13 protein-coding genes are annotated in these 15,213 nt (G+C 71.1%); 3 read left to right on the top strand and 10 right to left on the bottom strand.

Annotated elements, in window-relative coordinates:
* Positions 1 to 4: 4 nt before the first annotated feature.
* Positions 5 to 802 carry an exodeoxyribonuclease III gene (locus DY157_RS00165; protein ID WP_115726633.1) on the top strand — a complete coding sequence of 266 codons (798 nt, stop codon included), beginning with the start codon at positions 5 to 7 and terminating at the stop codon, positions 800 to 802.
* A gap of 30 nt (positions 803 to 832) precedes the next feature.
* Here DY157_RS00165 and DY157_RS00160 read toward each other — a convergent pair whose 3' ends face one another.
* The 5 genes from DY157_RS00160 to DY157_RS00140 all read right to left on the bottom strand — a co-directional run bounded on the left by DY157_RS00160 (position 833) and on the right by DY157_RS00140 (position 6,796).
* Entirely contained in the window at positions 833 to 1,633 is an 801-nt protein-coding gene (locus DY157_RS00160; RefSeq protein WP_115726632.1) for a serine hydrolase domain-containing protein, read from the bottom strand.
* A 279-nt stretch (positions 1,634 to 1,912) separates the two neighbouring features.
* Positions 1,913 to 4,561 carry an ATP-dependent chaperone ClpB gene (clpB, locus tag DY157_RS00155; protein ID WP_115726631.1) on the bottom strand — a complete coding sequence of 883 codons (2,649 nt, stop codon included), beginning with the start codon at positions 4,559 to 4,561 and terminating at the stop codon, positions 1,913 to 1,915.
* Between the two features lie 462 nt (positions 4,562 to 5,023).
* Positions 5,024 to 5,629, bottom strand: a complete 606-nt coding sequence (locus DY157_RS00150) for a type III secretion system chaperone family protein (RefSeq protein ID WP_115726630.1) — start codon at positions 5,627 to 5,629, stop codon at positions 5,024 to 5,026.
* Entirely contained in the window at positions 5,626 to 6,093 is a 468-nt protein-coding gene (locus DY157_RS00145) for a type III secretion system chaperone family protein (protein WP_115727847.1), read from the bottom strand. Before DY157_RS00145 ends, DY157_RS00150 begins: the two co-directional genes overlap by 4 nt.
* Before the next feature lie 82 nt (positions 6,094 to 6,175).
* Positions 6,176 to 6,796, bottom strand: a complete 621-nt coding sequence (locus DY157_RS00140) for a DUF4287 domain-containing protein (RefSeq protein WP_235827019.1) — start codon at positions 6,794 to 6,796, stop codon at positions 6,176 to 6,178.
* 275 nt (positions 6,797 to 7,071) lie between these two features.
* Here DY157_RS00140 and DY157_RS00135 point away from each other — a divergent pair, with 275 nt between their 5' ends.
* Positions 7,072 to 9,336 (top strand): prolyl oligopeptidase family serine peptidase, encoded by a 2,265-nt coding sequence (locus DY157_RS00135; protein ID WP_115727845.1) that lies wholly within the window; start codon positions 7,072 to 7,074, stop codon positions 9,334 to 9,336.
* Positions 9,337 to 9,557: 221 nt separating this feature from the next.
* Here DY157_RS00135 and DY157_RS00130 read toward each other — a convergent pair whose 3' ends face one another.
* The 3 genes from DY157_RS00130 to DY157_RS00120 all read right to left on the bottom strand — a co-directional run bounded on the left by DY157_RS00130 (position 9,558) and on the right by DY157_RS00120 (position 12,767).
* Positions 9,558 to 10,520 (bottom strand): hypothetical protein, encoded by a 963-nt coding sequence (locus tag DY157_RS00130; RefSeq protein WP_115726629.1) that lies wholly within the window; start codon positions 10,518 to 10,520, stop codon positions 9,558 to 9,560.
* Positions 10,521 to 10,695: 175 nt separating this feature from the next.
* Positions 10,696 to 11,433 carry a type 1 glutamine amidotransferase gene (locus tag DY157_RS00125; RefSeq protein WP_115726628.1) on the bottom strand — a complete coding sequence of 246 codons (738 nt, stop codon included), beginning with the start codon at positions 11,431 to 11,433 and terminating at the stop codon, positions 10,696 to 10,698.
* Positions 11,430 to 12,767, bottom strand: a complete 1,338-nt coding sequence (locus tag DY157_RS00120; protein ID WP_174232105.1) for a MurT ligase domain-containing protein — start codon at positions 12,765 to 12,767, stop codon at positions 11,430 to 11,432. The genes DY157_RS00125 and DY157_RS00120 overlap by 4 nt, the downstream gene beginning before the upstream one ends.
* 111 nt (positions 12,768 to 12,878) lie before the next feature.
* Between DY157_RS00120 and DY157_RS00115 the strand changes: the two genes are divergently transcribed.
* Positions 12,879 to 13,577 carry a hypothetical protein gene (locus DY157_RS00115; protein ID WP_115726627.1) on the top strand — a complete coding sequence of 233 codons (699 nt, stop codon included), beginning with the start codon at positions 12,879 to 12,881 and terminating at the stop codon, positions 13,575 to 13,577.
* A 44-nt stretch (positions 13,578 to 13,621) separates the two neighbouring features.
* On the opposite strand, the gene DY157_RS00110 is transcribed toward DY157_RS00115, so the two are convergent.
* Together DY157_RS00110 and DY157_RS00105 are read right to left on the bottom strand one after the other, a co-directional pair.
* The gene (locus DY157_RS00110) at positions 13,622 to 14,167 is read right to left on the bottom strand and encodes a heat shock protein transcriptional repressor HspR (protein WP_115726626.1); all 546 of its coding nucleotides are present in this window, start codon (positions 14,165 to 14,167) and stop codon (positions 13,622 to 13,624) included.
* A gap of 2 nt (positions 14,168 to 14,169) precedes the next feature.
* Positions 14,170 to 15,192, bottom strand: a complete 1,023-nt coding sequence (locus DY157_RS00105) for a DnaJ C-terminal domain-containing protein (protein ID WP_115726625.1) — start codon at positions 15,190 to 15,192, stop codon at positions 14,170 to 14,172.
* Positions 15,193 to 15,213 lie beyond the last annotated feature (21 nt).

Below are 15,213 nucleotides of genomic sequence, written 5' to 3'. Positions count from 1 at the left end.
GCCCATGAGATTCGCGACCTGGAACGTCAACTCGATCCGCACCCGCGTCGACCGCGTCATCGCCCTCCTCGAGCGCTCCGACGTCGACGTCCTCGCGATGCAGGAGATCAAGTGCCGCCCCGATCAGTTCCCGCGCGAGCCCTTCGAGGCCGCCGGCTACGAGGTCGCGGTCCACGGACTCAATCAGTGGAACGGGGTCGCCGTCGCGTCTCGACTCCCGATCGTCCGCATCGAGGATCACTTCGCCGACCAGCCCGGCTTCGGCGACCCTGAGGTCGTCGAAGCTCGCGCTCTCGGCGTCACCGTCCGGGCGCCCTCGGGAACGGAGACAACGATCTGGAGCCTCTACGTGCCCAACGGCCGGGAGCTCGACCACCCGCACTACGCGTACAAGCTCGCGTGGCTGGCGGCGCTCAAGGCGGACGCGGCCTCGTGGCTCTCGGCCGATCCGGCCGCCCGCATCGCCCTCGTCGGCGATTGGAACGTCGCGCCCTACGACGAGGACGTCTGGGACATGAGCGTCTTCGAGGGCGCGACCCACGTGTCGCCCCCCGAGCGCGCCGCGTTCTTCGCCTTCGCAGAGGACGGATGGACCGAGGTCACCCGCGACCGCGTCACGAACTACACCTACTGGGACTATCAGAAGCTGCGCTTCCCGAAGAACGAGGGCATGCGCATCGACTTCGTCTACGCCTCCCCCGCGCTCGCCGCCTCCGTCGAGGCGGTCGCGATCGACAGGAACGAGCGCAAGGGGAAGGGCGCTTCGGACCACGTGCCCGTGCTCGTCGACGTCGCGGACTGACCGCGGATCGACGAGGGCGCGGCGGGGCGCCTATCGGGCGGCGAGGGCGAGGAGCTCCTCGTTGAGCACGCTCCAGTGCTCCTTGTGCCAGGGCCCGAATTCGCGGTCGCCGAGGAACGCGGCGCAGGCGTCGTGCTCGCGATCGACCCAGAGGAATGATCCGGAGACGCCGAAGTGGCCGAAGGTCGTGGGCGGCGCCGAGGGCGCGGTCCAGTGCGGGGACTTGGCTCCGCGGATTTCGAGTCCGAGTCCCCACGGGCATGGCGTGTGCCGCCCGTAGCCGGGGACGACGCCGGCGAGTTCGGGGAATTGAACGGTCGCGGCCCTCTCCGACAGATCGGCGGAGATGAGGCGGGGGCAGAGCATCTCGGCGCCGAGGGCGAGGAGATCCTCGACGCTCGCGAATCCCGAGGCGGCCGGCGAGCCCGGGACTTCGGCGGTCGACATGCCGAGGGGTTCGAAGACGGATTCCTCGATCCAGCGGCCGATCGGGGTGCCGGTGGCTTCGGCGACCGCCTCGCCGAGGACATCGAATCCGGCGTTCGAGTAGATGCGGCGCTTGCCGGGCGCGCACTGCGGTTCGCGCGAGTCGAAGGGCAGGCCGGAGGCGTGGGCGAGGAGGTGACGGATGGTCACGCCCTCGGGGCCGGCGGGATCCTCGAGGGCGATCAGCCCCCGGTCGATCGCGACGAGGGACGCCCACGCGGCGCAGAGCTTCGTCACCGAGGCGAGCGGGCGGACGGCGCTCGCGTCCCCCTGGGAGTGGACGACCTCGCCGTGGACGAGGAGCGCGAGGGAGTGCGCGAAGGGGATGTCGAAGGGGAGCGCCACGAGGGTCCTTCCGCCGGCCGGTGCGTGCCCCTCCACGATAGCGGCGCGCACGACCCCACGGCCCCGCCCCCGGCCCGGCCGAGAGCATCACCTTCCCTCGTCGAAAGCATCACGTTGCGCCGTCGAGGGGATGCGGCCCACGACGACGCCACCCGTCGAGTCGCAAGTTTCGCGGAGTCGCGGTCCCGGCAGCGGACGCCCCATGTCGCCCGTGCGAAGGGGGCGGGCCGGCTGGTGCCGGCCCGCCCCAGGGCGCATGACCTCGCGAGACGGCGGAGGTCAGCCGAGGTCGGCGAGTTCCTCGTCCGGATCGGACGCGGAGTCGACGACCCTCATCGTCAGCCCGTCGAGGTTCTCGGAGATGTCGACTCGGACCGTGCGGCCGTCTTCGACCTCGCCCGCGAGAAGCATCTTCGCGAGGCGATCCCCGATCTCCTTCTGGATGACGCGGCGCAGCGGACGCGCGCCGTACGCCGGGTCGTAGCCGACGCGGGTGAGCCACCCGCGGGCCGGCTCGGTGACGTCGAGCGAGATCCGACGATCCTTCAGCCGCTTCGCCATGTCGGCGACCATGAGGTCGACGATGCCGGCGAGGTCGTCCGAACTCAGCGGCTCGAACATCACCGTCTCGTCGAGGCGGTTGAGGAACTCCGGCTTGAAGGCGCGGCGGACGGCCTCCATGACGGCGGCCCTGCGCTCCTCGTCCCCGAGGTTCGAGTCCGCGAGGAACTGCGACCCGAGGTTCGACGTGAGGATGAGGATCGTGTTGCGGAAGTCCACGGTCCGCCCCTGGCCGTCGGTGAGCCGCCCATCGTCGAGCACCTGGAGGAGGATGTCGAAGACCTCCGGATCGGCCTTCTCGACCTCGTCGAGGAGGATCACGCAGTACGGGCGACGACGAACCGCCTCGGTGAGCTGACCGCCCTGCTCGTAGCCGACGTACCCCGGAGGGGCGCCGACGAGCCGGGCGACCGAGTGCTTCTCCGAGTACTCGGACATGTCGATGCGGACCATCGCGCGCTCGTCGTCGAAGAGGAACTCCGCGAGCGACTTCGCGAGCTCGGTCTTGCCGACGCCGGTCGGGCCGAGGAACAGGAACGAGCCCGTCGGCCGGTTCGGGTCGGCGATGCCCGCGCGCGAGCGGCGCACGGCGTCCGACACGGCGGCGACCGCGGCGCGCTGCCCGATGAGGCGGCGGCCGATCTCGTCCTCCATGTGGAGGAGCTTGTCGGTCTCCGTCTGCAGGAGCTTGCCCGTCGGGATGCCGGTCCACGACTCGACGACCTCCGCGATCTCGGCGGGGCCGACCTTCTCGGCGATCATCGGCTCGGAGGCCGTGCCGTCGGCGTCCGAATCGGCCGCGGCCTCGGCCTCGGCGATCTGCCGCTCGATCGCGGGGATCTCGCCGTTCTGCAGCCGCCCGGCCTCCTCCCAGCGGTTCTCGCGGATGGCGAGGTCGAGCTGCGTGCGCAGCTCGTCGAGCGTCACGCGCAGGTCGCCGACCTTGTTGTGCCCGGCCTTCTCGGCCTCCCAGCGCCCGGTGAGCGCGGTGAGCTCCTCCTGCTTGTCGGCGAGGTCGGCGCGCAGTCGCTCCAGCCTCTCGGCGGTCGCCTCGTCGGCGGAGTCCGGATCGGACTCCGCGAGGTAGGACTCCTCCATCCGCAGGCGGTCGACCTGTCGACGCAGCTCGTCGATCTCGACGGGGCTGGAATCGAGCTCCATCCGGAGCCTGGACGCGGCCTCGTCGATGAGATCGATCGCCTTGTCGGGAAGCTGCCGACCGGTGATGTACCGGTCGGAGAGCTGCGCGGCGGCGACGAGCGCGCCGTCGGAGATCGTCACCTTGTGGTGGGCCTCGTACTTCGGGGCGATGCCGCGGAGGATCGCGACCGTGTCCTCGACGCTCGGCTCGCCGACGAACACCTGCTGGAAGCGGCGTTCGAGGGCGGGGTCCTTCTCGATGTTCTCGCGGTACTCGTCGAGCGTGGTCGCGCCGACCATGCGGAGCTCGCCGCGGGCGAGCATGGGCTTCAGCATGTTGCCGGCGTCCATGGCGCCCTCGGAGCCGCCGCCCGCGCCGACGACCGTGTGGAGCTCGTCGATGAAGGTGATGACCTGCCCGTCGGAGCGCTGGATCTCGGCGAGGACCGCCTTGAGGCGCTCCTCGAACTCGCCGCGGTACTTCGCGCCCGCGACCATCGAGGCGATGTCGAGGGCGACGAGCTTCTTGTCGCGCAGCGATTCGGGGACGTCCCCGGCGACGATGCGCTGGGCGAGGCCCTCGACGACGGCGGTCTTGCCGACGCCGGGTTCGCCGATGAGCACCGGGTTGTTCTTCGTGCGGCGCGAGAGCACCTGGACGACCCGTCGGATCTCGGCGTCTCGGCCGATGACGGGGTCGAGCTTGCCCTCGCGGGCGACCTCGGTGAGGTCGCGCCCGTACTTCGCGAGCGCCTCGAAGGATCCCTCGGGGTCGGCCGAGGTGATCGGTTCGGGGCGCAGCTTCGCGAGGGCCTGGGAGAGGGCCTCGGGGGTGGCGCCGGCGCTCGAGAGGATCCTGCCCGCATCGGTGCCGGAGCCGGCGAGGCCGATGAGGAGGTGCTCGGTCGAGACGTAGTTGTCGCCGCCGTCGGTCGCGAGCTTCTTCGCGGCGTTGACGACGTCGAGGAGCGCTCGCGCGGTCTGCGGCTCGGACGCGGTCGCGCCGGTCGTCGACGGCAGTGCGACGAGGGCGTTGCGGGTGCGCGCGCCGATGGCGCGCCGGTCGGCACCGACGGCGTCGATGAGCGCGGTGGCGATCCCCTCGTTCTGCTCGAGGAGGGCCCCGAGGAGGTGGATCGGTTCGACATTGGGGTTGCCGGCGGCGTGGGCGCTCTGAAGCGCGGACGCGATCGCCTCCTGGGCCTTGGTGGTGAATTCGTTCGTCATGTGTCCTCCTGCGACGCAGGGCGTCGCGATGTCGTGCGCGCCGGGGGCTCCCGGGCGCGATCTGAACATTTCAACGTCAACGAACTTGAGTCTATTCCACTCAACTTTGGTTGTCGCGCGGAATGCGGCACACTGCACCGCCGCTGCGGGGAAGGATCGACGAGGCCGGGGCCCGGCGCCGAAGGAGGGAGGCGGACGGGCGCCTGGGCGCGAGCGAGCCCGCGGGCGTATGCGCAGCAGGCGCGGACGAGCGCGGGTACGAACGAGCCCGCGGCCGCGAGAAGGTGGAGGCGCGCTTGCGGCGCCGCTCGGCACTCGCCCGCCCTCCATCGAGAGCATCACCTTCGCGCGTCGAGGGGATCTCTGCGAGCGTCCTCGCTGAGAGAAGCTCATGACTCAGCGGCGGGCGGACCTCTCCCCAGGTCAGCTCAAAGCCAGAGACGCATGACCTCGAGGATCCGATCAGTCGGACGCTTCGGACCCGTCCTCGTCGTCGGGGCGGCCGAAACGCTTATCGAGGTCCTCGAAGAACTGGAGCGAGGTCGCGATCGCGCAGCGGCACTGAAGGAGGAGCTGCTCGTCGGTCGCCCCCATCTCGAGGTCGACGTTCAACTCGGCCATCGCCTGGAGGGAGTCGCCCTCGGCCTCGCGGAAGTAGCACTTCGGCCACAGGTGATCCCGGTGCCAGTCCTCGATCGCGAAGAGGAGTTCCGACCGGTTCTCGGCGCCGATCGGGCCGCGGCGGAAGACCATGACGTTGAGGACTTCGCGCTTCTCGCCGGTGAGACGGAAGTAGAACATGTGGGAGTCCCAGCCCGATGCGAGGTCGCCCTCGTCGTCGAGATCCCACTTCCACCCCTCGGAGTCGAAGAGGAGACCGATGCGCTCCACGGTCACGGGACGGACCTCGGAGGAATCTCCGATGCCGTGGGCCTCGTCGAAACGCGAAGAGGCGGAAGAGTCGGCTCCGTCGACGACCTGGCCGTTCGACGCCGATCCGTCGTCGACGTTCGCCGGCTCGGGGTCGCCGCCGAGCACCTTGCGGAACCAATCGCCGATGCCGCTCATAGGGCGAGCTCCTCAATGAGGGCCTCGTAGAAGCCGTTCGCGGTGCCGAGCGCACAGTCGATCTGCTGGAGGAGCTGCGCATCCGTCGCACCGAACTCCCAGTCGACCGTGTTCTCGACCTGAAGGCGGATCTCGCCCGAATCGGTGATCCGGTGGGTGATCTTCGGCCAGAGCTTCTCGCGGTGCCACCACAGGATGAACTCGCGCAGATCGTCGAGCTTGTCCATCGAGATCGACCTGTTGAAAGTCCCGTAGACCTGGAGGATCGTCTTCTGCCCGCCGACGAGGAGGAAGTAGAAGGTGTTGCCGTCCCACATACCGCCGAGATCGCCCTCGTTATCGACGAACCAACTCCACCCGCGCGAGTCGAGCAGAGCCTTGAGGCGATCCTGGGTCACCGGAGGCAGCGCCGATGAGGCGCTCGGCAGCGGCGTCGCGCCGGACGCGTTCTCTGATGTGCTCATCATTCCCCTCCTTCGGTCCTTCGAGGATACCCGAACCCTCCCCGATTCGGTCCCCGGCCCGTTCCTCCGAACGCGAACGCCCTCAGTTCTGCAGCGCGGCCCGCGCGATATCGGGGCCGGCGAAGGCGACAATCCCCTTCGCGAGCTCGGAAGCCGCGGCCTCGTCGATCGGCCAGCCACCCTCGGGAGGGACGACGAACGCGACGTGGGTGGCCTGCGCGAAGTTCTTCGCCAGCTCGAATGCCGGGTCGAGGGGCGCGCCCTCGCGCAGGCGGATGCCGATCTGGAGGCGGCCGCGCGTGCCGGGGCCGACGGCGACGAACTGAGTCGTGCGGACGAGCGAGGTGCAGGCCGAGCGCGGCTGAATCTCAGAGTCCTCGCTCATCTCGAGGGCGAGCGCGATCGCCGCGTCGTGGAGGGGCCGCAGGACCGCCTTCGTGCCGGAGAACATCACGTCGGCGTACTCGGCGGCGGTGGGCTCGCGCCAGCCGGCGTTCTCGGCGGCGCGGCGGGCGATCGCCCATTGGGAGTTCTGCGCGAGGCCGTGCTCGGCCTTGAGCCAGCGCCGCACGGCGTTCTGGTCGAGGGGGTCGATTCCGGATTCGGCGGCGACGAGCGCCACCCATTCCTCGACGGTTCGGCCGGTGCGCTCTTTCATAGAGATCTCGACGGCGGCCATCATCTCGGAGGGGCTCTTCGGCATGCCCCCATCCTGCCGCAGGAGCGCTTCGTGCGCAGGGCGGTCCTCACCCGCTCCGTCCCGATCGACGAGGGCGGGGCTCCCCCTCTCGAAAGGGCTGGGACTTGGGCGGTGAAGTCGTGCGTCGTCGGCTGCGGAGTCGCGCGCAGAGATCCCCTCGACGGCGCAACGTGATGCTTTCGGCGCACGAAGGTGATGCTCTCGGCGGAGGGGCGGAGGCCGAAGAGGGCGAAAGAGTTGGAGGGCGCGAGGACCCGAGGGGCGGGACAATGGCGGGCATGAGCGAACCGAACGTCTTCTCCCTGCCGATCGACGAGCGCCGCGCCCCCGAATGGCTCGACGAGATCCGCGGCGAACGGGCCCTCGAGTGGGTCCGCGAGCGCGACGCCGAAGCGGAGCGCGCCCTCGCCGGCCCGATCCGCTCCGCCCTCGAGGCGCGGATCCACGAGGTCCTCACGAGCCCCGATCGGATCCCCGGCGTCACGATCCGCGGCCAGTGGGCGTACAACTTCTGGACCGACGCCGAGAGGCCGCGCGGCGTGTGGCGCCGCCAGCTCCTCTCCGACTACCTCGCGGGCGCGCCCGAGTGGGACGAGCTCATCGACGTCGACGCCCTCGCCGCCGCCGAGGGACGCTCCTGGGTGTGGCACGGCGCGTCCGTCCTGCGGCCCGATGACGACCGGGCGCTCATCGACCTGTCCGAGGGCGGCGAGGACGCCGACGAGACCCGCGAGTTCTCCCTCACCGAGCGCCGCTGGATTCCCGCCGACGAGGGCGGATTCGCCCGCGCGACCTCGAGGGGCTCGCTCAACTGGGCCGGTCCCGATCTCGTGTGGCGCCTGAGCTCGGCGGACGGCGCGGTGTCCGACTCCGGCTACCCGCTCGAGGCACGACTCGTCCCGCGCGGCGCGGATCCTGCTCCGATCGCGCCCGTCGTCGTCGGCGCGCCCTCCGACCTCGGCGTCTTCATCGGCGTCGATCGGACCCCGGGCTTCGAGCACTCGATCGTGACGATCGCCCACGACTTCATCCACTCGTCCACCTGGCACATCCCGCACCCGATCGCTCCGGGCAATCGAATCGAGGACGGCCGCACACTGCCCGTGGGCGCCGTCCGAATCGACGCTCCCGCCGACGCGGGGATCGGCTCCTGGCGCGAGTGGCTCCTCGTCACGCCGCGCACCGACTGGAAGGTCGGCGGGAGCCTCCGCCCGGGCGGCTCGCTCCTCGTCTTCCGCCTCGAGGACTTCCTCGCGGGCTCGCGCGATCACGAGGTCCTTTTCGCCCCCGACGCGCGCAGCGCCCTGCGGGGCATGACAGCGACCCGGTCGCGCCTCGTCGTCTCCACCCTCGAGGACGTGCAGACGCGACTGCGCGTCCTCGCCCCTCCCTCGGGCCCGGACGGCAGGTGGACCTCCGCCGCGCTCGAGGTCTCCGCGCTTTCCCTCGTCCCGACGCCCGGCTCCGCCCTCGTCGATGCGCACGAGGCCGGGGCGGCGAAGCCCGCGGACGGAGAGGATTCGGCAGCGCGACTGACGATCCCGCCCCTCTGCACGATCTCGGCGGGCGCGGCGGCGCCCTTGGACGACGACCGATTGTGGCTCACGGTCTCCGGCTTCACGACGCCGACAACGACGCTGCTCGCCGATCTCGCCGGCACCGACGCCGATGCTTCGGCGGATGCCCGCGCCTTCGTCCCCGAGTCCGCGCTCCTCGTCCGGCGGGCGCCCGAACTCTTCGACGCGACCGGAGTGGAGACCGTCCAGCGCTGGGCGACCTCGGCGGACGGGACGCGCATCCCCTACTTCCTCGTCGGGCGGCCCGTCGGCTCGCCCGGCCACCGCCCGACCGCGCCGACCCTCCTCTACGCGTACGGCGGCTTCGAGCACACGACGCTCCCCCACTACTCCGGCGTCATCGGACGAGCACTCCTCGAGAAGGGCGGCTCCTACGTCGTCGCGGGCATTCGCGGCGGCGGCGAATTCGGGCCCGCCTGGCACGAGGCGGCGCGCGGGCTCTCCAAGGAGAAGTCCTACGAGGACGTCGAGGCGGTCGCCCGCGACCTCGTCGAGCGGGGGACGACGACGCCCTCGAGGCTCGGCGTCCGCGGAGGATCGAACGGCGGGCTCATGGCGGCGAACATCTACGTGCGCTCTCCCCTACTCATCGGCGCGGCAGTCGTCCAGGCGCCCCTGCTCGACATGAAGCGCTATTCGCATCTGTCGGCGGGGTCCTCGTGGATCGCGGAGTACGGCGACCCGGACGACCCCGGGCAGTGGGAGACGATCCGGCGGTTCAGCCCCTTCCATCAGTGGGACCCCTCGCTCAACTACCCGCCGATCCTCCTCACGTCCTCGACCGCCGACGACCGGGTCCACCCGGCGCACGCGCGCTCCTTCGCGTGGCTGCTGCGCGAGGGTCTCGCCGACGTCACGTACTACGAGAACATCGAGGGCGGTCATTCGGGCGCTGCCGACGCGCGCGACCGCGCGCGCGTCGAGGCGCTCGTGTGGGCGTTCCTCTGGCAGACCCTCGGAAGCTGATCGGAATCGAGCGTCTCAACGGGCGTGGCCCCCGGCGGATGCCGGGGGCCACGCGCCGTTCACGGCGCCAATGCCGGGCGTCGCAGGCGATCGATTCCATTCGACCCACGAAAACGCACACAGTTTCGGCCTTCTCGAGCTCCATCGATCACCCGATTCCGCAGAATCCTGCGGTTCTCGATTTCGGAGGATCGGAAACTGTGTGCGTTCTTGCGGGCGGGTCACCAGGAGGAGCCGTAGGCGCGCCTCTGAATCTCCTGGCGCTTGCGGTTGACGCGGACGAGCCACACGATGCCGACGATGAAGAGGACGACGCCGAGCAGACCGACGACCGTGCCCCAGATGAGGCCGGACATCCCTGCCTTGGTGATCGAGTCGGCCGACAGGCCGGTGATGCCGTAGAGCTGCGAGGTTCCCTCGCCCTCGCAGGTGAGGGTGTACGAACCGGGCTCGAGATTCGAGGAGTAGAAGGTGCCTTTGCCGACGCCCTCCATCTGGTGCACGCCGCCCGCGCCGTCGAGGGAGCAGGAGTAGACGTTGGTCGATTCCGTCGCGACGAGGTAGGAACCCGACGAGTCGACCGTAACCGTCGAACCGGAGGACACCTGGTCCATCGACTCGATGAGGGAGCCGATGTTCATCCCGCCGAGCACCCCGAGGAACAGGGCGACGGGCGCGATGATGAGCGCGACGACCACGCCGCCGATCATCGTGAGGATCGGTCCAACGCGCCCCGGGAGAGGAGCGGCGGGGGCTGGGTATCCGGGGCCGCCCGCCCGCGGGTAGCCGTAGCCGGGAGCACCGTACGGGCTCTGCCCGTAGGGCTGCGAGGGAGCCTGAGCGCCATAGGGGCCCTGCGGGGCGGTGCCGGCCTGCGGATTCTGCGCGCCGTAAGCGCCCTGCTGGTAGGGGTTCGCGCCCTGAGCGGGCTGAGCGGACTGACCGGTCTGGCCGTATTGCCCGTAAGCGCCGCCCTGCCCGGATTGTCCCGAAGCCGGGCCCGTCGCGCCGGAGTAGGAACCGTAGGCGGGATTCGCAGGGGCCTTCACTTGGCCGTACTGCGGCCAGGGAGTCGAGCCGGACGCGGGGCCGGTCTGCCCCTGCGCGCCGGTCCCGGGGTTCGTTCCGGGCTGGGCGTCCGAGCGCCTGCCGTATCGCGGTTCGTTGTCCATCTCGGATGCCATGGGGTCCTCCAGAAGAGCGGGATCGGTGCGTCCAGCCTATCGGGCGCGCCCTGCGAGCGCCTCGGAGGGAACCCTGATCCTTCCCCGAATCCGCTCCCCGGAAGTCGGCGCCGGGGCCCGGCCTCGTGAACGAGGAGCCGGACGGACCGGCCGTGGAGGTCCGGGACGCGGGGCCTCAGCGGCCGGAGTGCGCGAGCCTCTCGCGGCGCAGCTCCTCGACGCCGGGGACGGCGAGGGCGGCGAGGTCGGTCCCGATCGCGCGGGTGAGCAGGAGGTCCGCGAGCTGGGGGTTGCGCGCGAGGGCGGGGCCGTGCATGTACGTCGCGATGATCGACCCCTGGACGGCGCCGTCGTAGGCGACGGGGCCCGGCTCGACCCCCTCGGGGACGCCGTTGCCCGTGCCCGCGAGGACGCGACCGAGCGGCTTCGCCTCGGGGCCGAGGACGGTGCCGCCCCCGTGATTCTCGAAGCCGGTGAGCGGCTCTGTGAGTCCTTCGAGGAGCGGCTCGGAGACGAGCTCCCCGATCGAGCGGTGCCCCTGCGGGTCGGTCGTGATGTCGAGGACGCCGAGCCCGTCGACACGGACATCGCGCGCGTCGCGGTACCAGTGGCCGAGGACCTGGAGGGACGCGCAGATCGCAAGGAGCGGGCGGCCGGCGTCGAGGGCGCGCAGGAGTCCGGAGTCCTCGCGGAACTTCTGGGCCGCGAGCGACTGAGCGGTGTCCTCGCCGCCGCCGAGCGTGTAGACGTCGAGCGAATCCGGGATCGCGTCGGCGAGGCCGACCTCGACGATCTCGGCCGGGATTCCGCGGCGGCGCGCCCGCTCGGCGAGGATCATGGCGTTGCCGGTGTCCCCGTAGGTGCCGAGCACCTCGGGCATGAGGACGCCGATCCGGAGCGTCGATTCGGTCATCGGTTCCCCTCCCTCGCGTCGAGGATGGTCTTGAAGTCGCGCAGGGCCGTGTAGTTGAGGAGCATCTCGACCTTCCCCGGTTCGAGGAGGCCGAGGGCGTCCATCGGCCGATCCGCGAGCGCGCAGTGGATGTTCGCGTACTCGAGGCGGACGGCGAGGTCGGCGCCGCGCTCGCCGCAGGCGATGACCGTGCGCGGGGTCTCGCCCTCGGGGCGCGAGAGGGCGGAGAAGTCGACGTCCCACAGCCACGAGAGGTCCTGACCGTCGGGGACCTGCCCGTTGACCGCGATGACGACCTGGTCGACGCGCGGGTCGATCATCGTCATCGCCTCCTGCCAGCCCGCCGGGTTCTTCGCGAGCATGATCCGCGCGAGGCGCCCGTCGACATCGTGGACTGAGTAGCGTCCGGCGACCTCGCGGACCTCGCCGATCGCGCGGGCGGCGGCGACCGGGTCGACGCCGAGTGCGGCCGCGGCGGCGATCGCCTGCGCGGCATTGCCGAGGTTCGCCCGGCCGGGCAGGCGAAGGGCGAGGTCGACCGAGCGTCCGCCCGGGCCGAGGAGCCGCGCGCGCGGGCCGTCGGCGGCTTCGGGCATGAGCTCGACGTCCTCGATCGTCCAGTCGGGGGTCGGGCGCTCGCGCAGCGTCGGGAGCTCCTCGCCCGGATGGGAGGGGATGAGGCGCCACGAGCCGTTCTCGCGGACGACGCGCCCGCCGCGCGGGTAGGCGGCCGAATCGCCGCCCCAGCCGGCGCCCGCGGCGACCCACACGACGTTCGGAGACTCGCAGGCGGCCGACACGATGAGCGGGTCGTCGCAGTTCGCGACGACGACCGCGTTCGGGTGGGCGGCGACGGCCTCGCGGAGGCGCCGCTCGACCGAGCCGATCTCGCCGACGCGGTCGAGCTGATCGCGCGAGAGGTTGAGGAGGACGAGGACGGCGGGCTCGACGTCGGCGGAGACGAGGGGGACGTGCATCTCGTCGACCTCGAGGGCGGCGAGGCGCGCGTCGGGGTCGTTCATGAGGGCGGTGACGACGCCGGAGGTCATGTTGTCGCCGTTCGTGTTCGACGCGACCGGTCCGAGCGTCTCGAGGGCGGCGCGCACCATCCGCGTCGTCGTCGACTTCCCGTTCGTGCCCGACACGATCGCCGCGCGCATCGGGGCGGCGAGATCGGCGAGGAGGCGCGGGGCGATGCGGAGAGCGACCTCGCCGCCGATCATCCCGCCCGAGCCCCGTCCGAGGGCTCTCGAGGCGGAGCGGGCGGCGCGCCCGGCGAGGACCGCGAGGCGCGTCCTGGCCGAGAGCCGGTGCCGTGGGGAGTCGGAAGTCATGGGGTCACACTAGCGCGGGCGCGGCGCACGGGCGTTCGAAGCCCTCCGAGCGCCCCGCCCACTCCGATAGTGTCGGAGTCGGGACGACGACGATCCGAAGGGAGAACCGTCATGCGCACGCGAGTCATCTCCTCCCTCGCGGTTCTCGGGGCGATCGCGCTTCTTCCGGCCGGGTGCGCGCAGGATCCGACGGTCTCCGGACGAGGGGACGCCGCCCCGCCCTCGTCGATCGGATCGCAGTCGTCGGGAGCGACGACGGACGGGACGACCAACGGCCGCACGACGGAGGATCCGCAGTCCGGGACGCTCGTGCGCGACGGCGTGACGCTCGTCGACGCGCACCTCTACTCGCTGCCCGCCACCGACTACTGGAGCGACTATCAGGGCTACTGGTTCGCGAACGCCGACCACACGGTCGTCTGTTACGTCCTCGACGCCACGAATCTCATCACCGAACCGCACGTCTCCTGCAACCTCACCGAGGAGGTCCCCCTCGAGCCCACGGCCGAGGAGACGAAGATCTGCGAGGACACCGCCGGCGCATGGGCGGGGTGGACGAACTCCCTGTTCACCGACCGCGCGCAGATCGGCCAGTGCCAGTCGGACATCCCGATCGGCGTGCTCTGCCACCAGGACCCCTCGGCGTCCGACTACTGCGCGGAGAACTGGTTCGGCGTCCCGGTCCTCGAGGAGGGGACCGCGATCAACAACGGGAGGTTCCGCTGCGAGGCGCGCTCCGGCCGCTTCTACTGCACGTCGAAGGGCGCGCGACTCGCGGTCGCCGACGGGTGGGCGACGACCGACTGGTGAGGGGCGGGTGGGCGCGGGTGGCGCCCACTGGACTCGGGCGGCGCCTACTGGACGACCGAGACGGTCCCGTCGACGACGCGGACTCCGTGCGGGCCGGCCTCGATGACCGCGCGAATGCGCCGCTCGGGCCGGTACTGGGTCTGCGCGCGCCAGGGCCGCCACACGTCGAGTTCACCGCCGCTCCCCTGGGCATCGCCGGTCGACCACGGGCGCTCGCCGCGTCGGATCGGCGAGACGACGCCGGTCGGAGAGGCCGCGAAGACGCGGTCGCGCCTCGCCTCGACTTCTTCGAGGCGATCGCGCAGGGCCTCCCGCTCGGCCTCGAGGCGCTCGACGCGCCGCTCGAGCTCGAGGATCCGCTGGATGCCGGCGAGGTTGATGCCCTCCTCCTGGCTCATCCGCTGGACGTCGCGCAGGCGCTGAATATCGCGCTTCGTGTAGCGACGCCCCCGGCCCTTCGCGCGCGCCGGGGAGACGAGTCCGAGGCGGTCGTACTGGCGGAGCGTCTGCGGGTGCATGCCCGCGAGCTCCGCCGCCACCGAGATGACGAAGGTGAGCGTCTCCTCCGCTCCGCCGCTGCGCCTCGCCATGACTACTCTTTCGCCGCGGCGAGCAGGCCCGAACGCGGGTCGGCGTCGCCGAGGGCGTCGGCGAGCGCCTTGACGGCGTCCTTCTGAGCGCCCGACAGCTTCTCCGGGACGGCGACGCGCACGTCGATGAGGAGATCGCCGGTCGTCTTCGCCGTCTCGACGCCGCGCTTGCGGACGCGCAGGACAGCGCCCGACTGGGTGCCGGCGGGAACCTTCACCGTCACGGTCGTGCCGTCGATGAGCGGGACCTCGATCTTCGCGCCGAGCACCGCCTCGGCGAAGGTCACCGGGACCGTCACGCGGAGGTTGTCGCCGTCGCGCGTGAAGACGGGATGCGCGTCGACCCGGATCGTCACCTCGAGGTCGCCGGGCTCGCCGCCGTTGATCCCGGGACGGCCCTTTCCGCGCAGGCGGATCCGCTGACCGTCCTTCACGCCCTTGGGCAGGCGGACCTTCTGCTTCTTCGAGTCGATCGTCATGACGACCTCGGTACCGGCGAGCGCCTCGCGGAAGGTGATCCGCGCGGTCGCCCGACGATCGTCGCCCTTGCGGGCGCGCGGCGTCCGCGACGCCCCCGCCCCGAAGGGCGAGCCGCCCGAGAAGCCCTGGGCGCCGAAGCCCTGAGAGGCGCCGCCGAACATGCCGCCGAGGATGTCGGACAGATCGGGACCGCCGGCCCCGGAGCCGGAGAAGTTCATCCGGATGTTCGAGCCGCCGAAAGCGCTCCCGAACAGATCGGAGAGGTCGGGGCCGCCCGCGCCCGAGCCCGCGGCGAAGCGGGCGCCGCCCCCGGCCATCCGCCGGATCGCGTCGTAGCGGGCGCGCTGCTCTTTGTCGGAGAGGACCGAGTAGGCCTCGCCGATCTCCTTGAACTTCTCCTCCGCCTTCGCATCACCCGGATTCTGATCCGGGTGCCACTGGCGGGCGAGCTTGCGATACGCCTTCTTGATCGCCGCGTCGTCGGCGTCCTTCGCGACGCCGAGGACCGCGTAGAAGTCCTTGTCGAACCATTCCTGTTCGCTCACACCACGTCACCTCCTTCTCAG

Source organism: Actinomyces culturomici (assembly GCF_900499005.1).
GTDB lineage: Bacteria > Actinomycetota > Actinomycetes > Actinomycetales > Actinomycetaceae > Pauljensenia > Pauljensenia culturomici.
The sequence above is the reverse complement of the archived record's forward strand: the minus strand, read 5'-3'. Positions and strand labels throughout refer to the sequence as shown.